General features: G+C 71.9%; 13 protein-coding genes. 5 read left to right on the forward strand and 8 right to left on the reverse strand.

The window, feature by feature from the left end; genetic code table 11:
* The first annotated feature begins 10 nt into the window (after window positions 1–10).
* Complete coding sequence (locus ACIA6A_RS14360) at window positions 11–1,492, forward strand: MFS transporter (RefSeq protein WP_396098041.1); 1,482 nt, start codon at window positions 11–13, stop codon at window positions 1,490–1,492.
* Here ACIA6A_RS14360 and ACIA6A_RS14365 read toward each other — a convergent pair.
* Window positions 1,432–2,820 carry an FAD-dependent monooxygenase gene (locus ACIA6A_RS14365; RefSeq protein WP_396098042.1) on the reverse strand — a complete coding sequence of 463 codons (1,389 nt, stop codon included), beginning with the start codon at window positions 2,818–2,820 and terminating at the stop codon, window positions 1,432–1,434. The genes ACIA6A_RS14360 and ACIA6A_RS14365 overlap by 61 nt on opposite strands.
* 87 nt (window positions 2,821–2,907) lie before the next feature.
* Between ACIA6A_RS14365 and ACIA6A_RS14370 the strand changes: the two genes are divergently transcribed.
* On the forward strand, window positions 2,908–3,528 hold the full coding sequence (locus ACIA6A_RS14370) for a TetR/AcrR family transcriptional regulator (protein WP_396098044.1): 621 nt from the start codon (window positions 2,908–2,910) through the stop codon (window positions 3,526–3,528).
* Here ACIA6A_RS14370 and ACIA6A_RS14375 read toward each other — a convergent pair.
* On the reverse strand, window positions 3,498–4,097 hold the full coding sequence (locus tag ACIA6A_RS14375; protein ID WP_396098045.1) for a uridine kinase: 600 nt from the start codon (window positions 4,095–4,097) through the stop codon (window positions 3,498–3,500). The genes ACIA6A_RS14370 and ACIA6A_RS14375 overlap by 31 nt on opposite strands.
* A 62-nt stretch (window positions 4,098–4,159) precedes the next feature.
* Here ACIA6A_RS14375 and ACIA6A_RS14380 point away from each other — a divergent pair, with 62 nt between their 5' ends.
* Complete coding sequence (locus ACIA6A_RS14380; protein WP_396098047.1) at window positions 4,160–4,804, forward strand: DUF4190 domain-containing protein; 645 nt, start codon at window positions 4,160–4,162, stop codon at window positions 4,802–4,804.
* Window positions 4,805–4,848: 44 nt separating this feature from the next.
* Here the strand turns inward: ACIA6A_RS14380 and ACIA6A_RS14385 are convergent, their stop codons facing one another.
* From ACIA6A_RS14385 to ACIA6A_RS14395, 3 genes are read right to left on the reverse strand one after another with little or no spacing between them, the layout of a single operon-like run.
* Window positions 4,849–5,592 carry a succinate dehydrogenase/fumarate reductase iron-sulfur subunit gene (locus ACIA6A_RS14385; protein ID WP_396098048.1) on the reverse strand — a complete coding sequence of 248 codons (744 nt, stop codon included), beginning with the start codon at window positions 5,590–5,592 and terminating at the stop codon, window positions 4,849–4,851.
* Window positions 5,592–7,529 carry a fumarate reductase/succinate dehydrogenase flavoprotein subunit gene (locus ACIA6A_RS14390; RefSeq protein WP_396098049.1) on the reverse strand — a complete coding sequence of 646 codons (1,938 nt, stop codon included), beginning with the start codon at window positions 7,527–7,529 and terminating at the stop codon, window positions 5,592–5,594. Before ACIA6A_RS14390 ends, ACIA6A_RS14385 begins: the two co-directional genes overlap by 1 nt.
* 1 nt (window position 7,530) lies before the next feature.
* On the reverse strand, window positions 7,531–8,193 hold the full coding sequence (locus ACIA6A_RS14395) for a succinate dehydrogenase cytochrome b subunit (protein ID WP_396098541.1): 663 nt from the start codon (window positions 8,191–8,193) through the stop codon (window positions 7,531–7,533).
* 160 nt (window positions 8,194–8,353) lie between these two features.
* On the opposite strand from ACIA6A_RS14395, the gene ACIA6A_RS14400 reads away from it, so the two are divergent.
* The gene (locus ACIA6A_RS14400; protein WP_396098542.1) at window positions 8,354–9,277 is read left to right on the forward strand and encodes a LysR family transcriptional regulator; all 924 of its coding nucleotides are present in this window, start codon (window positions 8,354–8,356) and stop codon (window positions 9,275–9,277) included.
* Here ACIA6A_RS14400 and ACIA6A_RS14405 read toward each other — a convergent pair.
* The gene (locus ACIA6A_RS14405; protein WP_396098050.1) at window positions 9,251–10,348 is read right to left on the reverse strand and encodes an erythromycin esterase family protein; all 1,098 of its coding nucleotides are present in this window, start codon (window positions 10,346–10,348) and stop codon (window positions 9,251–9,253) included. The genes ACIA6A_RS14400 and ACIA6A_RS14405 overlap by 27 nt on opposite strands.
* A 116-nt stretch (window positions 10,349–10,464) precedes the next feature.
* Here ACIA6A_RS14405 and ACIA6A_RS14410 point away from each other — a divergent pair, with 116 nt between their 5' ends.
* Complete coding sequence (locus ACIA6A_RS14410; RefSeq protein WP_396098051.1) at window positions 10,465–10,830, forward strand: hypothetical protein; 366 nt, start codon at window positions 10,465–10,467, stop codon at window positions 10,828–10,830.
* Here ACIA6A_RS14410 and ACIA6A_RS14415 read toward each other — a convergent pair whose 3' ends face one another.
* Together ACIA6A_RS14415 and ACIA6A_RS14420 are read right to left on the reverse strand one after the other, a co-directional pair.
* Window positions 10,831–12,273, reverse strand: coding sequence for a phytoene desaturase family protein (locus ACIA6A_RS14415; RefSeq protein WP_396098052.1), 1,443 nt, complete (start codon window positions 12,271–12,273; stop codon window positions 10,831–10,833).
* Window positions 12,270–13,367, reverse strand: coding sequence for a glycosyltransferase (locus tag ACIA6A_RS14420; protein WP_396098543.1), 1,098 nt, complete (start codon window positions 13,365–13,367; stop codon window positions 12,270–12,272). Before ACIA6A_RS14420 ends, ACIA6A_RS14415 begins: the two co-directional genes overlap by 4 nt.
* Window positions 13,368–13,370: the final 3 nt, after the last annotated feature.

A 13,370-nucleotide genomic window follows, 5' to 3' on the forward strand; every position in this document is an offset into this window, starting at 1 on the left:
GCTATGAGTCATGGTGACTCAACCCCTTCTGGCCCGCAACGCCGCGCTGTTCGTGGCGATCTCGCTGCTCGCGGGCTTCGGCAGCACCGCGATGTCCCTGGTCGCCGGCATCTGGACGCTCGACCTCACCGGCTCGCCGAGCCGGGCCGCGCTGGCCGGGCTGTTCGGGTACGCGCCAACCCTGGCCGGCCCCTGGCTAGGCGGCCTGGTCGACCGGCTCCCGCGGCGGCCCCTGCTGGTCGGCACGAACCTGCTGCTCGCGGCATCTGTGCTGCTCCTGCTCGGGGTCACTGCGGCGGACCGGGCCTGGCTGCTCTACGTCGTGTCCCTCGGCTACGGGCTGAGCTACGTCCTGCTCGACGCGGGCGAATCGGCGCTCCTGCCCGCCGCGCTGCCCTCGGACCGGCTCGGCTACGTCAACGGCTGGCGCTCCAGCGCCCAGGAAGGCATGAAGCTGGCGGCCCCGGGGGCCGGCGCCGGCCTGTACGCCTGGCACGGCGGCGCGGCGGTGGCCGTGCTCTGCGCGGTGCTCCCGCTGGTGGGGGCGGCACTGTATGCCTTGGTCCGGCCAGGCGACCGGCCCGCGACCACCCCGCCGGGGTCGTGGTCGGACTCTTCAGCGGCCACCGCCGACGGAAAGAACGTTCGTTCTCTCAGGGCGAGGTGCGCGGGCGAGGGCGAGCCGACCGGGGCGAGGTGGGCGGGTGAGGGCGAGCCGACCGGGGTGGGGAGCGCGGGTGAGGGCGAGCCGACCGGGGTGGGGAGCGCGGGTCAGGGCGAGCCGACCGGGGCGAGGTGGGCGGGTCAGGGCGAGCCGACCGGGGTGGGGAGCGGGGATGGGTTCCAGGCCGGGGTGGGGAGCGGGGGTGGGTTCCGGGACGGGCTGGCGGTGCTGGTCTCGGCCCGGGTGCCGCGGGTCACGGTCGGGGTGGCCGCTGTCGCCATCGCGATGTCGGCGTTCTCGACCGCCCCGCAGTATGCCGTCGTGCTGCACGACATGGCCCTGCCCAGCACGTTCCTCGGTGTCCTGCTCAGCGGCCAGGGCGCCGGGTCCGTCGTGGGCGGGCTGACCGTCGGGCGGGTGATCTCGCGATGGGGTGCACCGGCCGCCGCCGTCGCCGGGGCCGTGCTGTTCGCCGCCGGGCTGCTCGCCCGGTGCCTGCCGTGGTGGCCGGCGATGGTCGTGGGCGCGGTCGCCGGTGGGGTGGGTCTGCCGTGGACGCTCGTCGCGGCGGTCACCGCCGTGCAGACCCATGCTCCCGACCGGCTGCTCGGCCGGGTGTCCGCCACCGCGAACACCGTCATGTTCGGCCCGATCGCCCTGGCCAATCCGCTCGGTGCGGTGGCCGTGCACCTCGGTGGCCGGCCCGGGCTGGGCATCGCCGCCGCGGTCTGCCTGGGGGCCGCCGCCGTCGCGTCACGTGGCGGGGGTCAGGGCCGGAAGCCGAACGCGAGCAGGTCGGCCGGGTCCGAGGTCACGCACGCGACGTAGTTGTCCGGGCGGATCAGGAAGTAGGCCGGGGTGGTCACGTCGTAGGCGCGGTGAGCGTACCCATCGGGGTCGTCGATCTCGAAGGCCCGGACATCGTCGCCCAGCGGGACCGGCGGGGTGCCGAACGCGAGCAGTGTCCAGTGCGGGCCGCGGAGCAGGTCGAACACGCGGGCCCCGGCGGCCAGCGGGGCGTCCGGCGCGCGGTCTCCCGCTCGCACCGCGCCGGGGGTGGTCCGGTGGTCGAGGGCCAGCGGGCCACCCCGGTAGTTCAGGGACAGCTGGCGCAGCACCGGGTCGTCGCGGCGCATCGCGTCCTCGGTCGCCTCGGACTGCTTGGCGAGCAGGCGGGTGCTGATGCCTAGGACACCCGCGGCGACCGGCAACCGCTCCGCCTCGTACGTGTCCAGCAGTTTGTCGTCGCCGGTGGCCAGTTTCCAGCCGAGGTTGTACGCGTCCTGGACGCCGGTGTTCAGTCCCTGGCCCCCGGCGGGGGAGTGCACGTGCGCCGCGTCGCCGGCCAGGAAGACGTTGCCGACCCGGTAGCGGTCGACCATGCGGATGTTGGCGCGGAACGTGGAGGTCCAGGTCACCTCGTCCAAGGTCAGGTGCGGCACGGTCTCGGCCAGGACCTCGGTCACCGACGTCGCGAGCGGTGCCGTCAGCTGCCAGATGTCGGTGCCGGGCAGCGGGCAGAGACCCAGACGGGGGGTACGCCCGTCGGGCCCCGGCCAGATGTGCCAGACGTCGCGGCTGAGCTCGCCGCTCAGGCGGACGTCGGCGATCAGCATGGTCAGCGTCTCGTGGGTGTCGCCCTCGAAGCCGACGCCCAGCGCCTTACGCACCGTGCTGCGCCCGCCGTCCGCGCCGACCAGGTAGCGCACGGTCACCTCCTCGCCTGTGCTCAGGGTGACGTGGACGCCGTCTCCGTCCTCGCGCAGCGTGCTCACCCCGACGCCGAACTCGACCGTGCCCCCGAGTTCGGCGAGGCGCCCGGCCAGCAGCTCCCCGGTGCGCCACTGCGGAACCATCAGGGTGTTCGGGTACGGCACCTCGGGCGTCGGCTCGTGCAGCTCGTCCATCCGCCGGTCCATGTCGCCGTCCGGGGTGTGGATGCGCAGCGGGGGATAAACGGCGCCGCCGGCCAGGAAACGGTCGAGCACGCCGAGGTCCTCCAGCACCTCCAGGGTGCGCGGTTGCAGGCCCTTGCCCCGCGATCCCTCGAACGGCGCCGGCGCCAGCTCGACGATCCGGTGCGGCACGCCGCGTCGCCGCAGCTCGATGGCCAGGGTGAGCCCGGTCGGACCGGCGCCCGCGATCAGTACGTCCATGGTGACTCCTTCAGTGAATCAGGGTTCAGTGAATATGGATTCACCGTACGGCGGCTGATAATCTGCGTCAAGGGCAAGGAGGACGCGATGACGGTGGGCATGCGGCAGCAACAGGCCGCGCAGACGGGGGCGGAGCTCAAGGCGGCCGCGATCCGGGTCTTCGCGCGCCTCGGCTACCTCAACGCGAAGATCACCGACATCACCGCCGAGGCCGGTCGTGCGGCCGGCTCGTTCTACAAGCACTTCGCCAACAAGGAAGCGCTGCTCGAGTCGCTGCTCGCGGACATGCTGCGGCAGGCCGACGCGTCGGTGTCCGACGAGGGGCACAGCGACGACTTCAGCGACCGGGCGGCCATCCGTTTCCACATCGCCACGTTCTGGCACTTCTACCGGCGCAACCGGGTGGTGATGCAGGCGCTGCGGCAGGCCGCGATCGTCGACCCGGTCTTCGAGCAGCGGTCCCGCGAGCTGACCGACCCGGACGTCCACCACATCGCCGGCCACCTGGTCCGCGCCCGTGACGCCGGGCTGCGGCTGCCGGGCGACCCGCTGGTGCTGGCCAGTCTGTTCTCGGCGATGCTCTCGGCCTTCGCCGACGTCTGGCAGTCCGGCACCGGCCCGGAGCTGGGCCGCGACCTCGGCGACGACGAGGCGATCGAGACCCTGACGTCGTTCGTCTACGCCGGCATCGGCGGCAGCACGCCATAGTCGATGACGAGGGAGGCGCGTTCCCACGGGCGGCACTCGGCGAAGTAGAGCTTCTGGCCCTGGACGTAGCGGGCCTGTGACGGGTGCTCCGGGTCGGGATGGCTGCCGTCACGGGCCGCCATCCGGGGCACCGTCACCTCGAACGGGGCGGCCAGGAAGATCGTGAAGTCCCAGTGCCCGGCGAGCTCGTCACGATGCAGGAAGAGGCCGTCCACCACGACAGTGGCGCCGGCCGGCGCCTGGTGCCACGGCAGGTCGAGGAGTTCGTCGGTGTCGACGTCGTGCACGGCCGGGCGGTACCCGCCGGACCCGCCCGGGGCGAACGGTTCCAGGACGTTGGTGATGAGCGCCGGGTAGTCGTACGAGTCGAGCCAGAAGCCCTCGGGAGAGTGCCGTCCGCGACGGTGCCGGATCGCGCGGGGGTGGTGGAAGCCGTCCGCGCTGATGTGGACGGCGGGCCGGCCGGCCGCGTTCAGGTCGGCGACCAGGCGCCGGGCGAATGTCGTCTTGCCCACGCCGTCCACGCCGTCGACGGCCACCCGGCGTGCTTCGACGGGGATGATACTCATTCGAGACCTCCAGCGCAGGAAAGGGACAGCGAACTCACAGCTTGCCCGCTACGGTCCTCGGCGTGACTGAACAGCCCCCCATCTCCCATACTCCTTACGCGACGTACCCGGGTGCTCCCGCCCCGCAGAACACGTCGACCAACGGTTTCGCCATCGCCGCGCTGATCTTCGGCATCATCGGCGGCGTGCTGCTGAGCGTCATCTTCGGCATCGTCGGCCTCGTCCAGATCAAGAACCGCGGCCAGAAGGGCCGTGGCCTCGCGATCACCGGTCTGGTGCTGTCCGGCCTCTGGATCGTCGGCATCGTCGTCGGCGTGATCCTGCTGGTCGCCGCCGACAACAAGAAGAGCGCCCCGGACTACACCGGGGACATCTCGGTGACCCGCCTCGCGGTGGGTGACTGCCTCAACGGCCTGCAGGAGACGAGCGCGGTCGAGAACCTGCCCAAGGTGCCCTGCGCCGGGCAGCACGAGGGCGAGGTCTACGCGACGTTCGAGCTGAAGGCCGGTGCGTTCCCGGGCCTCGACGCGGTGACCAAGCAGGCCGACGACGGCTGCTCCGATCGCTTCAAGGCGTTCTCGGACACCGACGACGAGGCCATCGAGCTGTTCTACCTGCACCCGGTGGAATCCACCTGGACGCTCGACCGTGGCGTCACCTGCATCGCCACCAAGGCCGGTGGCCTCACCGGTTCGCTGAAGAAGTAACGCGGAAAAGGGCGGCCCCCGGCGGGGGCCGCCCTTTCTGTGTATCAGCTCCTGCGCAGTGCGTTGCGGTAGTCGGCGTTGAGCCGGCCGATCAGGGTGAGCGGGATGCCCTTGGGGCAGACCGTGGTGCACTCGCCCATGTTGGTGCAGCCGCCGAAGCCCGCGTCGTCCTGGGCCTCCAGCATGTCGATCACCCGGCTGTCGCGCTCCGGCTGGCCCTGCGGCATGAGGCCGAGGTGCGACACCTTGGCGGCGGTGAACAGCATCGACGAGCCGTTCGGGCAGGCCGCCACGCAGGCACCGCAGCCGATGCAGGTCGCCGCCTCGAACGCCAGGTCCGCGTCCGGCTTGGGCACCGGCGTGGAGTGCGCCTCGGGAGCCGTACCCGTCGGGGCCGTGATGTAGCCGCCGGCCTGGATGATGCCGTCGAACGCGCCGCGGTTGACGACCAGGTCCTTGATCACCGGGAACGGTGCCGCGCGCCACGGCTCGACGTCGATGGTGTCGCCGTCCTTGAACGAGCGCATGTGGAGCTGGCAGGTGGTGGTGGCCCGCTCCGGGCCGTGCGCGACACCGTTGATCATCACGCCGCAGGCGCCGCAGATGCCCTCACGACAGTCGTGGTCGAACGCGACCGGGTCGTCCCCGTCGAGGATCAGCTTCTCGTTGAGCACGTCGAGCATCTCGAGGAAGCTCGCGTCCGGCGAGATGTCCTTGACGTCGTACGACACCATCTTCCCGGAGGAAGACGGGCCGGCCTGACGCCACACGCGTACCTGGATGTCCATTACTTGTAGCTCCGCGTACTCGGGTGGACGTATTCGAATTCGAGCTTTTCCTTACGCAGCGTCGGCGCCTCGCCGGTGCCACCGAACTCCCACGCTCCGACGTAGCCGAACTCGTCGTCGTGGCGCAGGGCCTCCCCGTCGGGGGTCTGGCTCTCGGCGCGGAAGTGACCGCCGGCCGACTCCGCGCGGTGCAGTGCGTCGATGCACATCAGCTCGCCGAGCTCGAAGAAGTCGGCGACCCGGCCGGCCTTCTCGAGGTTCTGGTTGAGCTGCTCGCCGGTGCCGGGCACCTTCACCCGGGTCCAGAACTCCTCGCGCAGGCCGCGGATGAGCCCGATGGCCTTGGTCAGGCCCTCCTCGGTGCGTTCCATGCCGCAGTACTCCCACATGATGTGGCCGAGTTCGCGGTGGAACGAGTCCACGGTGCGGTCGCCGTTGATGCTCAGGAACGTCGCGATGCGGTCCTCGACCTGCTTCTGCGCGGCGACGACCTGCTCGTTGTCCTTCGACACCTTCTCGTACGGCCCGGAGGCGAGGTAGTTCGCCAACGTGTACGGCAGCACGAAGTAACCGTCGGCGAGCCCCTGCATCAACGCGGACGCGCCGAGCCGGTTGGCACCGTGGTCGGAGAAGTTGGCCTCGCCGACCACGAACAGCCCGGGGATCGTCGACTGCAGGTCGTAGTCGACCCAGAGACCGCCCATCGTGTAGTGCACGGCGGGATAGATGCGCATCGGCGTCTCGTACGGGTTCTCGCCGGTGATCCGCTGGTACATCTCGAAGAGGTTGCCGTACTTGGCCTCGACGGCCGGCTGGCCGAGCCGGTCGATCGCGTCGGCGAAGTCGAGGTAGACGCCCAGCCCACCGGGACCGACGCCGCGGCCCTCGTCGCAGACGTTCTTGGCCGCGCGCGACGCGATGTCGCGGGGCACCAGGTTGCCGAACGACGGGTAGATCCGCTCGAGGTAGTAGTCGCGCTCGTCCTCGGGGATGTCGCCCGGGGCGCGCTTGTCGTCACCGCGCTTGGGCACCCACACCCGGCCGTCGTTGCGCAGCGACTCGCTCATCAGCGTGAGCTTGCTCTGGTGCGACCCGGACTCGGGGATGCAGGTCGGGTGGATCTGCGTGTAGCAGGGGTTCGCGAACAGCGCGCCCTTGCGGTGTGCCCGCCAGCTCGCCGTGACGTTGCAGCCCTTGGCGTTGGTGGACAGGAAGAAGACGTTGCCGTAGCCGCCGGAGGCCAGCACCACCGCGTCCGCGAGGTCGGTGGTGATCTCGCCGGTGACCATGTCCCGGACGACGATGCCGCGGGCCTTGCCGTCCACGACGACCAGCTCGAGCATCTCGTGGCGGGCGAACATCTCGATGTTGCCGAGCCCGATCTGGCGTTCCATGGCCTGGTAGGCGCCGAGCAGCAGCTGCTGGCCGGTCTGGCCCCGGGCGTAGAACGTGCGCGACACCTGGGTGCCGCCGAACGAGCGGTTGTCGAGCAGGCCGCCGTACTCGCGGGCGAACGGGACGCCCTGGGCCACGCACTGGTCGATGATGTTCGCGCTGACCTCGGCGAGGCGGTAGACGTTCGACTCGCGGGCGCGGAAGTCGCCGCCCTTGACCGTGTCGTAGAACAGCCGGTACACCGAGTCGCCGTCGTTGCGGTAGTTCTTCGCGGCGTTGATGCCACCCTGCGCGGCGATCGAGTGCGCGCGCCGCGGGCTGTCCTGGTAGCAGTACGACCGGACCTTGTACCCGGCCTCGGCCAGCGTCGCCGCCGCCGAGCCGCCGGCCAGGCCGGTGCCGACCACGATGACGTTCAGCTTGCGGCGGTTGGCCGGGTTGACCAGCTTGGCCGAGAACTTGCGGCGTTCCCAGCGGGTCTCGATCGGTCCGTCCGGGGCCGCCGTGTCGGCGATGGGCTCGCCTTCGTTCCAGAAACTCATGTCAGTCCACCAATCCGGTGAGCACGGCGAACGGCACCGACAGGTAGCCGGCGACCAGGACGACGGAGAGGACCAGGGCGACGGCGCGGGCGATGTGCTCGCCGCGGGGACGCTGCTGGCCGAGCGTGCGGAACGCGCTCCACAGCCCGTGCCGCAGGTGGAAGCCGACGGCCACGATGGACAGCACGTAGAACAGCGTCACGTACCACTGCTCGGCCTTGAAGTCGGCGATGACCCGCGTGGACGGCTCGGTGTCGCCGCCGGCCGGGTTCAGCGTGCCGGTGGTCAGGTCGAGGATGTGGTAGATCACGAACAGCACGATGATGACACCGCCCCAGCGCATGGTCCGCGCCGCGTAGCTGCCCTGGACCTTGGGCCGGTGGGCGTACTTCACCGGCCGGGCCTTCCTGGCGCGGCGGGTCAGGATCGTGGCCGCGACGATGTGCCCCACGACCGCGACGACCAGCCCGAAACGCATGATCCACAGGAACCAGGCGTGCGGGAGCAGCGGCTCGGCGATGGTCCGCAGCCAGTGCGCGTAGTGGTCGAACGCGTCGGCGCCGAAGAAGATCTTCAGGTTGCCGATCATGTGCGCGTACAGGAAGCCGACGAGCAGCAGCCCGGTGACCGCCATGAGGATCTTGAGTGCGATCGAGGACCGCACGCCGTTGGGCCGGCGCTTGCCCTGCTTGGCCGGCACCGTGGTCGCCGGACCAGCCTTCGCCGCCGGGGTTGTACTGGTATCTACCGCCACACCTGGACGGTAGGAGCCATCCGTTGATTCGTCTAATGCATGATCGCCGGGGTAATCATAGACGTAAGCTATCGAGGTGCAGCTGCAGCAACTCCGGTACTTCTTAGCGGTGGAAGAAACTCGGCATTTCACCCAAGCGGCGGACATTCTAGGCGTATCGCAACCCACGTTGAGTAAGCAAATTCACAGCCTGGAGACGACGCTCGGCGCGCCGCTGTTCGAGCGCGCCCGCAACGCGGTCGTCCTGACCGCGGCCGGTGACACGCTGCTGCCCCTCGCCCGCCGGATGGTCGCCGACGCGGACGCCGCGAAGGACGCGGTCCAGGAGATCGTCGGGCTACGCCGCGGCCGGGTCCGGGTCGGTGCCACCCCCAGCCTCTGCTCGTCGCTGGTGCCGGCCGTGCTGCGCCGCTTCCACACCGAGCACCCGGACGTCGAACTGCTGGTCAACGAGGGCAGTTCGCAGGACATGATCGCCCACCTGCTGGCCCGCGACCTCGACCTCGCCCTGATCGTGCAGCCGGAGCACGGCGTCGACCCGTCCCTGCACGCGGCGCCGGTGCTGCGCGAGAGCCTGGTGGTGGCGTCGGTCCGCTCCGGGCCCCCGCCGACCGGCAAACCGCAGCTCGACCTGCCCGACCTGCGCGACACCCCGATGGTGATGTTCCGCGCCGGCTACGACCTGCGTGACGTCACGCTCGAGGCCTGCCGCCGGGCCGGTTTCACCCCGCGCTTCGCCGTCGAGGGCGGCGAGATGGACGCGGTGCTGTCCTTCGTCGAGGCCGGCCTCGGCGTGGCTCTCGTACCGAGCATGGTGCTGGTCAACCGCCCGCTGCTGCGCGCGACCCCGCTGGCCTCGCCCGGCATGCGCCGCACCATCGCCCTGGCCCACCGGCGGCGGGCGATCCTGCCGCACGCCGCCGAGGCCCTGCGCGCCACCGTCCTGGCACACATCGCGACCGGCGAGTTACCAGCCGGCGTCCAGCCGCTCTGACGGTTCGACGTGGTCCAGGCAGACCACGAGGTCGTACGCCTCCAGCACGTCGACCTCCTGCCATCCGTCGAGCACCCGGGTGCTCGACGGGCCGGTCATCTTCCCCCGGGCCGGCCGCAGATCCAGGATCCAGCCGCCCTCGGGCAGCGCCGACTCCACACTGTCGTCCCGGGCCGGGGGCAGCGCGACGTCCACGACCGCCACCCCACCCGGCTCGGCCGGGTCCCGGCGCCGGCTCGTCGTCACCCCGCCGACCGTGGTGACGGCGACGGACAGGTAGCCGGCATCCCGGAGGTGGGTGCCCATGGTGGGCACGCTCATCCCGGGCAGCGGCATGGGAACGCGCTGGATGTGGCTGTTCGCGGCACCGATGACAATCTTGGAACCGGGCGCCGGAACGGTCAGCGCGGTCTGCGCCATGCCCAGGTCCCGCGCGGCGTGATTGCCGCGCAACCCCTGGTCCAGCAGGACGGCGAGCCGCACCTGATGGCGCAGCTCCCGGTCCGCCCCGCGGGTCTCGAGACGGGTGAGCAGATCGGTGAGCAGGGCCGTCACCCGGTCGCGGTCCGCGCGGTCCAGTCCCGCGTACGCCTCGTGCGCGAGCAGCGGATGCCGGTTCGCATACCGCCCGGTCAGCTCGGCGAGCTCGGCGTCCTCACCCCGCACGATCCCGGGCACCGTCGGGGTCGCCGGGACGTCGAGCCCCAGGAACCCGAGCGGTGCGGTGGTGACCCGCATCCACGCCAGCAGCTCCCGGATCTCCGGTGTCTGTCCCATCCGGTTGGTGAGGCCGCGGGACGCGAGGTCGTCCAGCTCCCCGGGCCCGCCCCGGACCCACGCGTCGACCGCCCGCCCCTCGGCGAACCCGGACTCCAGCGCGTACCCATCGAAGCCGCAGCGTTCCACCAGCGGCTTGGTCAACCGCAGCCGCAGGTCCTGATACTGCTTGATCCAGTGCGCGCTCTCCCCGACGGCCACGATCCGGGCCTCCCGCACCGCCTCGACCAGCGGGGTCAGGTCATCGAGCGGCTCGGCGTGGTCGGCGGCATAGGTCCGGAATTCCGAGAGCATGCGCCGATGCTAGTCAGCGGACCCCGGGGTGGCTGACCACCCCGTTCAGGTGACATGGGGTGCACCGGTGGCCGGGGGTGTCCTACGCTTCCCAGCTGAAGCGACAAGGAGCAACGTTGATCCGCCCACCCGCGCCCGCCGCGCCCACCGCGATCACCGTCCGCTGTGTCGACGCCGACTGTCTCATCGTCGTGCTCACCGCATCGGGACGCTGGGACCCGGCGATGCGCCATCAGAGCGTCACCGTGCTGCGGGAATGCCTCGCCGGCCGGCCCGAGGGCCTGATCATCGACCTGACCGGGCTCGACGACCGCGCCGCACTGAGTGTGCCGATCTGGGCCGAGGCCCGGCACCTCGGCTCGGCTATCCTCCCGCCGGTCCCGGTCGTCTACTGCGTCACCCCGCACACCGGCCTCGCCCAGGCTCTGGTGCCGGTCCACCCGACCGTGGGGCAGGCCCACGCCGCACTGCTCGGCGAGTAGTCAGGCCGGGCCGATGGCGTCGGCGACGATCCGGGCGGACAGGGTGACCATGGGCAGGCCCCCACCGGGGTGGGTGGAGCCGCCGACCAGGAACAAGCCGTCGACCGGGCCGCGGTTCGCCGGCCGGAGCAGACCGCCCGCCGTACCGTAGATGGCACCGCCCGGCGCCGCGGTGGCGGTGGCCAGGTCGGCGGGCGTGCGGGTCTCGAGGAAGCGCAGCCGGTCGCGGACGTCCAGGCCGCGGGCGGCGAGCACGGCGAGGACATGCTCCGCGTACGCGTCCGCGAGCCCCGCCCGGGTCCAGTCCACGGTGTCCGCCGCGGTGCCGTGCCGGGGCGCGTTGACCAGCACGAACCAGGCCTCGGCGCCGGCCGGGTGCACCGCGGGATCCGCGGCCCGGGTCACGAACACGGTGGGGTCCGAGGCGGGCCGGGCGCGCCGGCCGTGGGCCGGGTCGCCGAAGACGGCGTCGAACTCGGCGTCGTAGTCACGCGGGAAGAACACCGTGTGGTGGGCCAGCTGGGGGGTCTCCCCGTCGACACCGAGCAGCATGACGAAGCCGGCGAGGCTGCGGTCCGCGAGTCCGGCGAGCCGGTCCGGGGCGGGCAGCAGGTCGCGGTACAGCACCGTGGCGTCCACGTCGGAGACCACCACGTCCGCCGGGACCGCCTCGCCCGACGCCAGCACGACACCGGTGGCCCGGCCCGCGGTCGTGGTGATCGAGGTGACCTCCGACGACAGGTGGATCCGCACCCCGAGCGCCTCGCAGCGCTGCCGCAGCGCGGTGGCCAGCACGCCCAGGCCGCCGGGGAGGTACCAGCCGCCGAACGCGAGTTCGGCGTAGGGGACAGCGGCGAGCGCGGCCGGGGCCCGGCGCGGATCGGCGCCGGTGTACGTCGCGTACCGGTCGAGCAGCATCCGCAGCCGCCGGTCCCGCAGGTAGCGCCGGCCGAGCCCGCGCAGCGACCGTCCCGGCGCGATCGCGAGCAGGTCGCCGACCCGCCACGACAACCGGGCCAGGCTGGCCGGGGTGACCTCGCGCTGCAGCACCGACCGCCAGGACGCGCCCCAGATCCGCTCGGCCCGGTGCCAGAAGCGGCGCCAGTCGGCGGCGGCCGCGGCCCCGAACGCGTCGGCGACCCGCTCGGCGAAGACGTCCGGGTCGGACGACGAGTCCAGCACCGAGCCGTCCGGGAACACGTGGCGCACCACCGGGTCGAGCGGCGTCGCGTTCAGGTCGAGCCCGAGATCGGTGAAGACCTGGGGCAGGGTCAGCAGGCTGGGACCGGTGTCGAACAGGAAGCCGTCGCGCTCGTGACGGCCGAGTTTGCCACCGGGCGTCGCCGCGCGTTCGTGCACCGTGACGTCATGTCCGGAGTCCGCCAGCCGGATGGCCGCGGCCAGCCCGCCGACGCCCGCGCCGATCACCACGATCCTGCTCATACCGTCCGTCCTCGCCAGGTCAGGAGCCCGCGCCGGCGCAGTGCGAACGAGCGCACCACCAGCCAGGCGAACAGCACGATGGAGACCGGGTGGGCCAGCGCGTCGGGCCGGCTCCGCCCGCCGGTCGCGGCCGCGCTGACCACCCGCCCGAGCACCCCGGTCAGGTACGCGGTCAGGGACCAGGCCGCGAGATCCAGCCGGGCCATGGCCAGGAACACGACCGTGGCGATCGCCGGGGCCGCGTACAGGAAGAGGAGCAGGACCACGACGGCGGCCGCACCGGTCGCTGATCCGAACGACGCCCACAGTGACTTGCTGTAGCCGTCGGCCAGCTCCCGCCATGACGAGTACATGTGACATGTCGCCAGCCGTGACCCGTCCGCGAGCGCGATCCGGCCGCCGGAGCGTTTCACCGCCCGGGCCAGCGCGATGTCCTCCAGCACGTCGGCCCGGACCGCCGCGTGCCCGCCGGCCCGCTCGTACCCGGCCCGGTCGATCACCAGCCACTGCCCGCCGGCCGCGGCCAGCGACGGCCGCGGGGAGCGTTCCATCATCCGGACCGGCAGGAACGTCAGCCAGGACCATTGCAGCAGCGGTTGCACCAACCGCCCGGAACCGGCGATCCGCGGGTACGGCGAGAGCAACGTGGCCCCCGCCGACCGCAACAAGGCGACGCCTCCCGCCACGGCATCCGGGGCGAGCACCACGTCGGCGTCCACGAACACCAGCACGTCGGCATCCCGCGCCGCCGCCGCCAGCCGGTCGCAGGCGTGCGGTTTGCCCAGCCACCCGTCCGGCAGCGCGGCCCCGGTCAGCAGGTGCACCTTGTCGCCGGCGATCTCGCGGACCAGGTCGGCGGTGCCGTCGGTGGACCCGTCGTCGAGGACGTAGATCTCCAGCTCCGGCACGCCGCTCTGCCCCAGCAGCGATTCCAGGCAGGGTGTCACCCGGCCGGCCTCGTCCCGCAGCGGCAGCAGCACCGCGACCCGCTCGGTGACCACCGCCCGGCGTGGCGGGCGCCGCAGCAGCGCCGCGTTGATGAGGGTGTGCCCGGTGAGCGCCACCCATGGCAGCAGGGCGAACCACGGCAGCAGGGC

Origin of the sequence: Actinoplanes sp. NPDC051494 (assembly GCF_044454705.1) — a bacterium.
GTDB lineage: Bacteria > Actinomycetota > Actinomycetes > Mycobacteriales > Micromonosporaceae > Actinoplanes.

Excerpts from the sequence above, each read along its gene's own strand:
- ACIA6A_RS14385 (WP_396098048.1), bottom strand. The coding sequence starts at position 5,592 with ATGGACATCCAGGTACGCGTGTGGCGTCAGGCCGGCCCGTCTTCCTCC.
- ACIA6A_RS14375 (WP_396098045.1), bottom strand. The coding sequence starts at position 4,097 with ATGAGTATCATCCCCGTCGAAGCACGCCGGGTGGCCGTCGACGGCGTG.
- ACIA6A_RS14370 (WP_396098044.1), top strand. The coding sequence starts at position 2,908 with ATGACGGTGGGCATGCGGCAGCAACAGGCCGCGCAGACGGGGGCGGAG.
- ACIA6A_RS14360 (WP_396098041.1), top strand. The coding sequence starts at position 11 with ATGGTGACTCAACCCCTTCTGGCCCGCAACGCCGCGCTGTTCGTGGCG.
- ACIA6A_RS14415 (WP_396098052.1), bottom strand. The coding sequence starts at position 12,273 with ATGAGCAGGATCGTGGTGATCGGCGCGGGCGTCGGCGGGCTGGCCGCG.
- ACIA6A_RS14390 (WP_396098049.1), bottom strand. The coding sequence starts at position 7,529 with ATGAGTTTCTGGAACGAAGGCGAGCCCATCGCCGACACGGCGGCCCCG.
- ACIA6A_RS14405 (WP_396098050.1), bottom strand. The coding sequence starts at position 10,348 with ATGCTCTCGGAATTCCGGACCTATGCCGCCGACCACGCCGAGCCGCTC.
- ACIA6A_RS14365 (WP_396098042.1), bottom strand. The coding sequence starts at position 2,820 with ATGGACGTACTGATCGCGGGCGCCGGTCCGACCGGGCTCACCCTGGCC.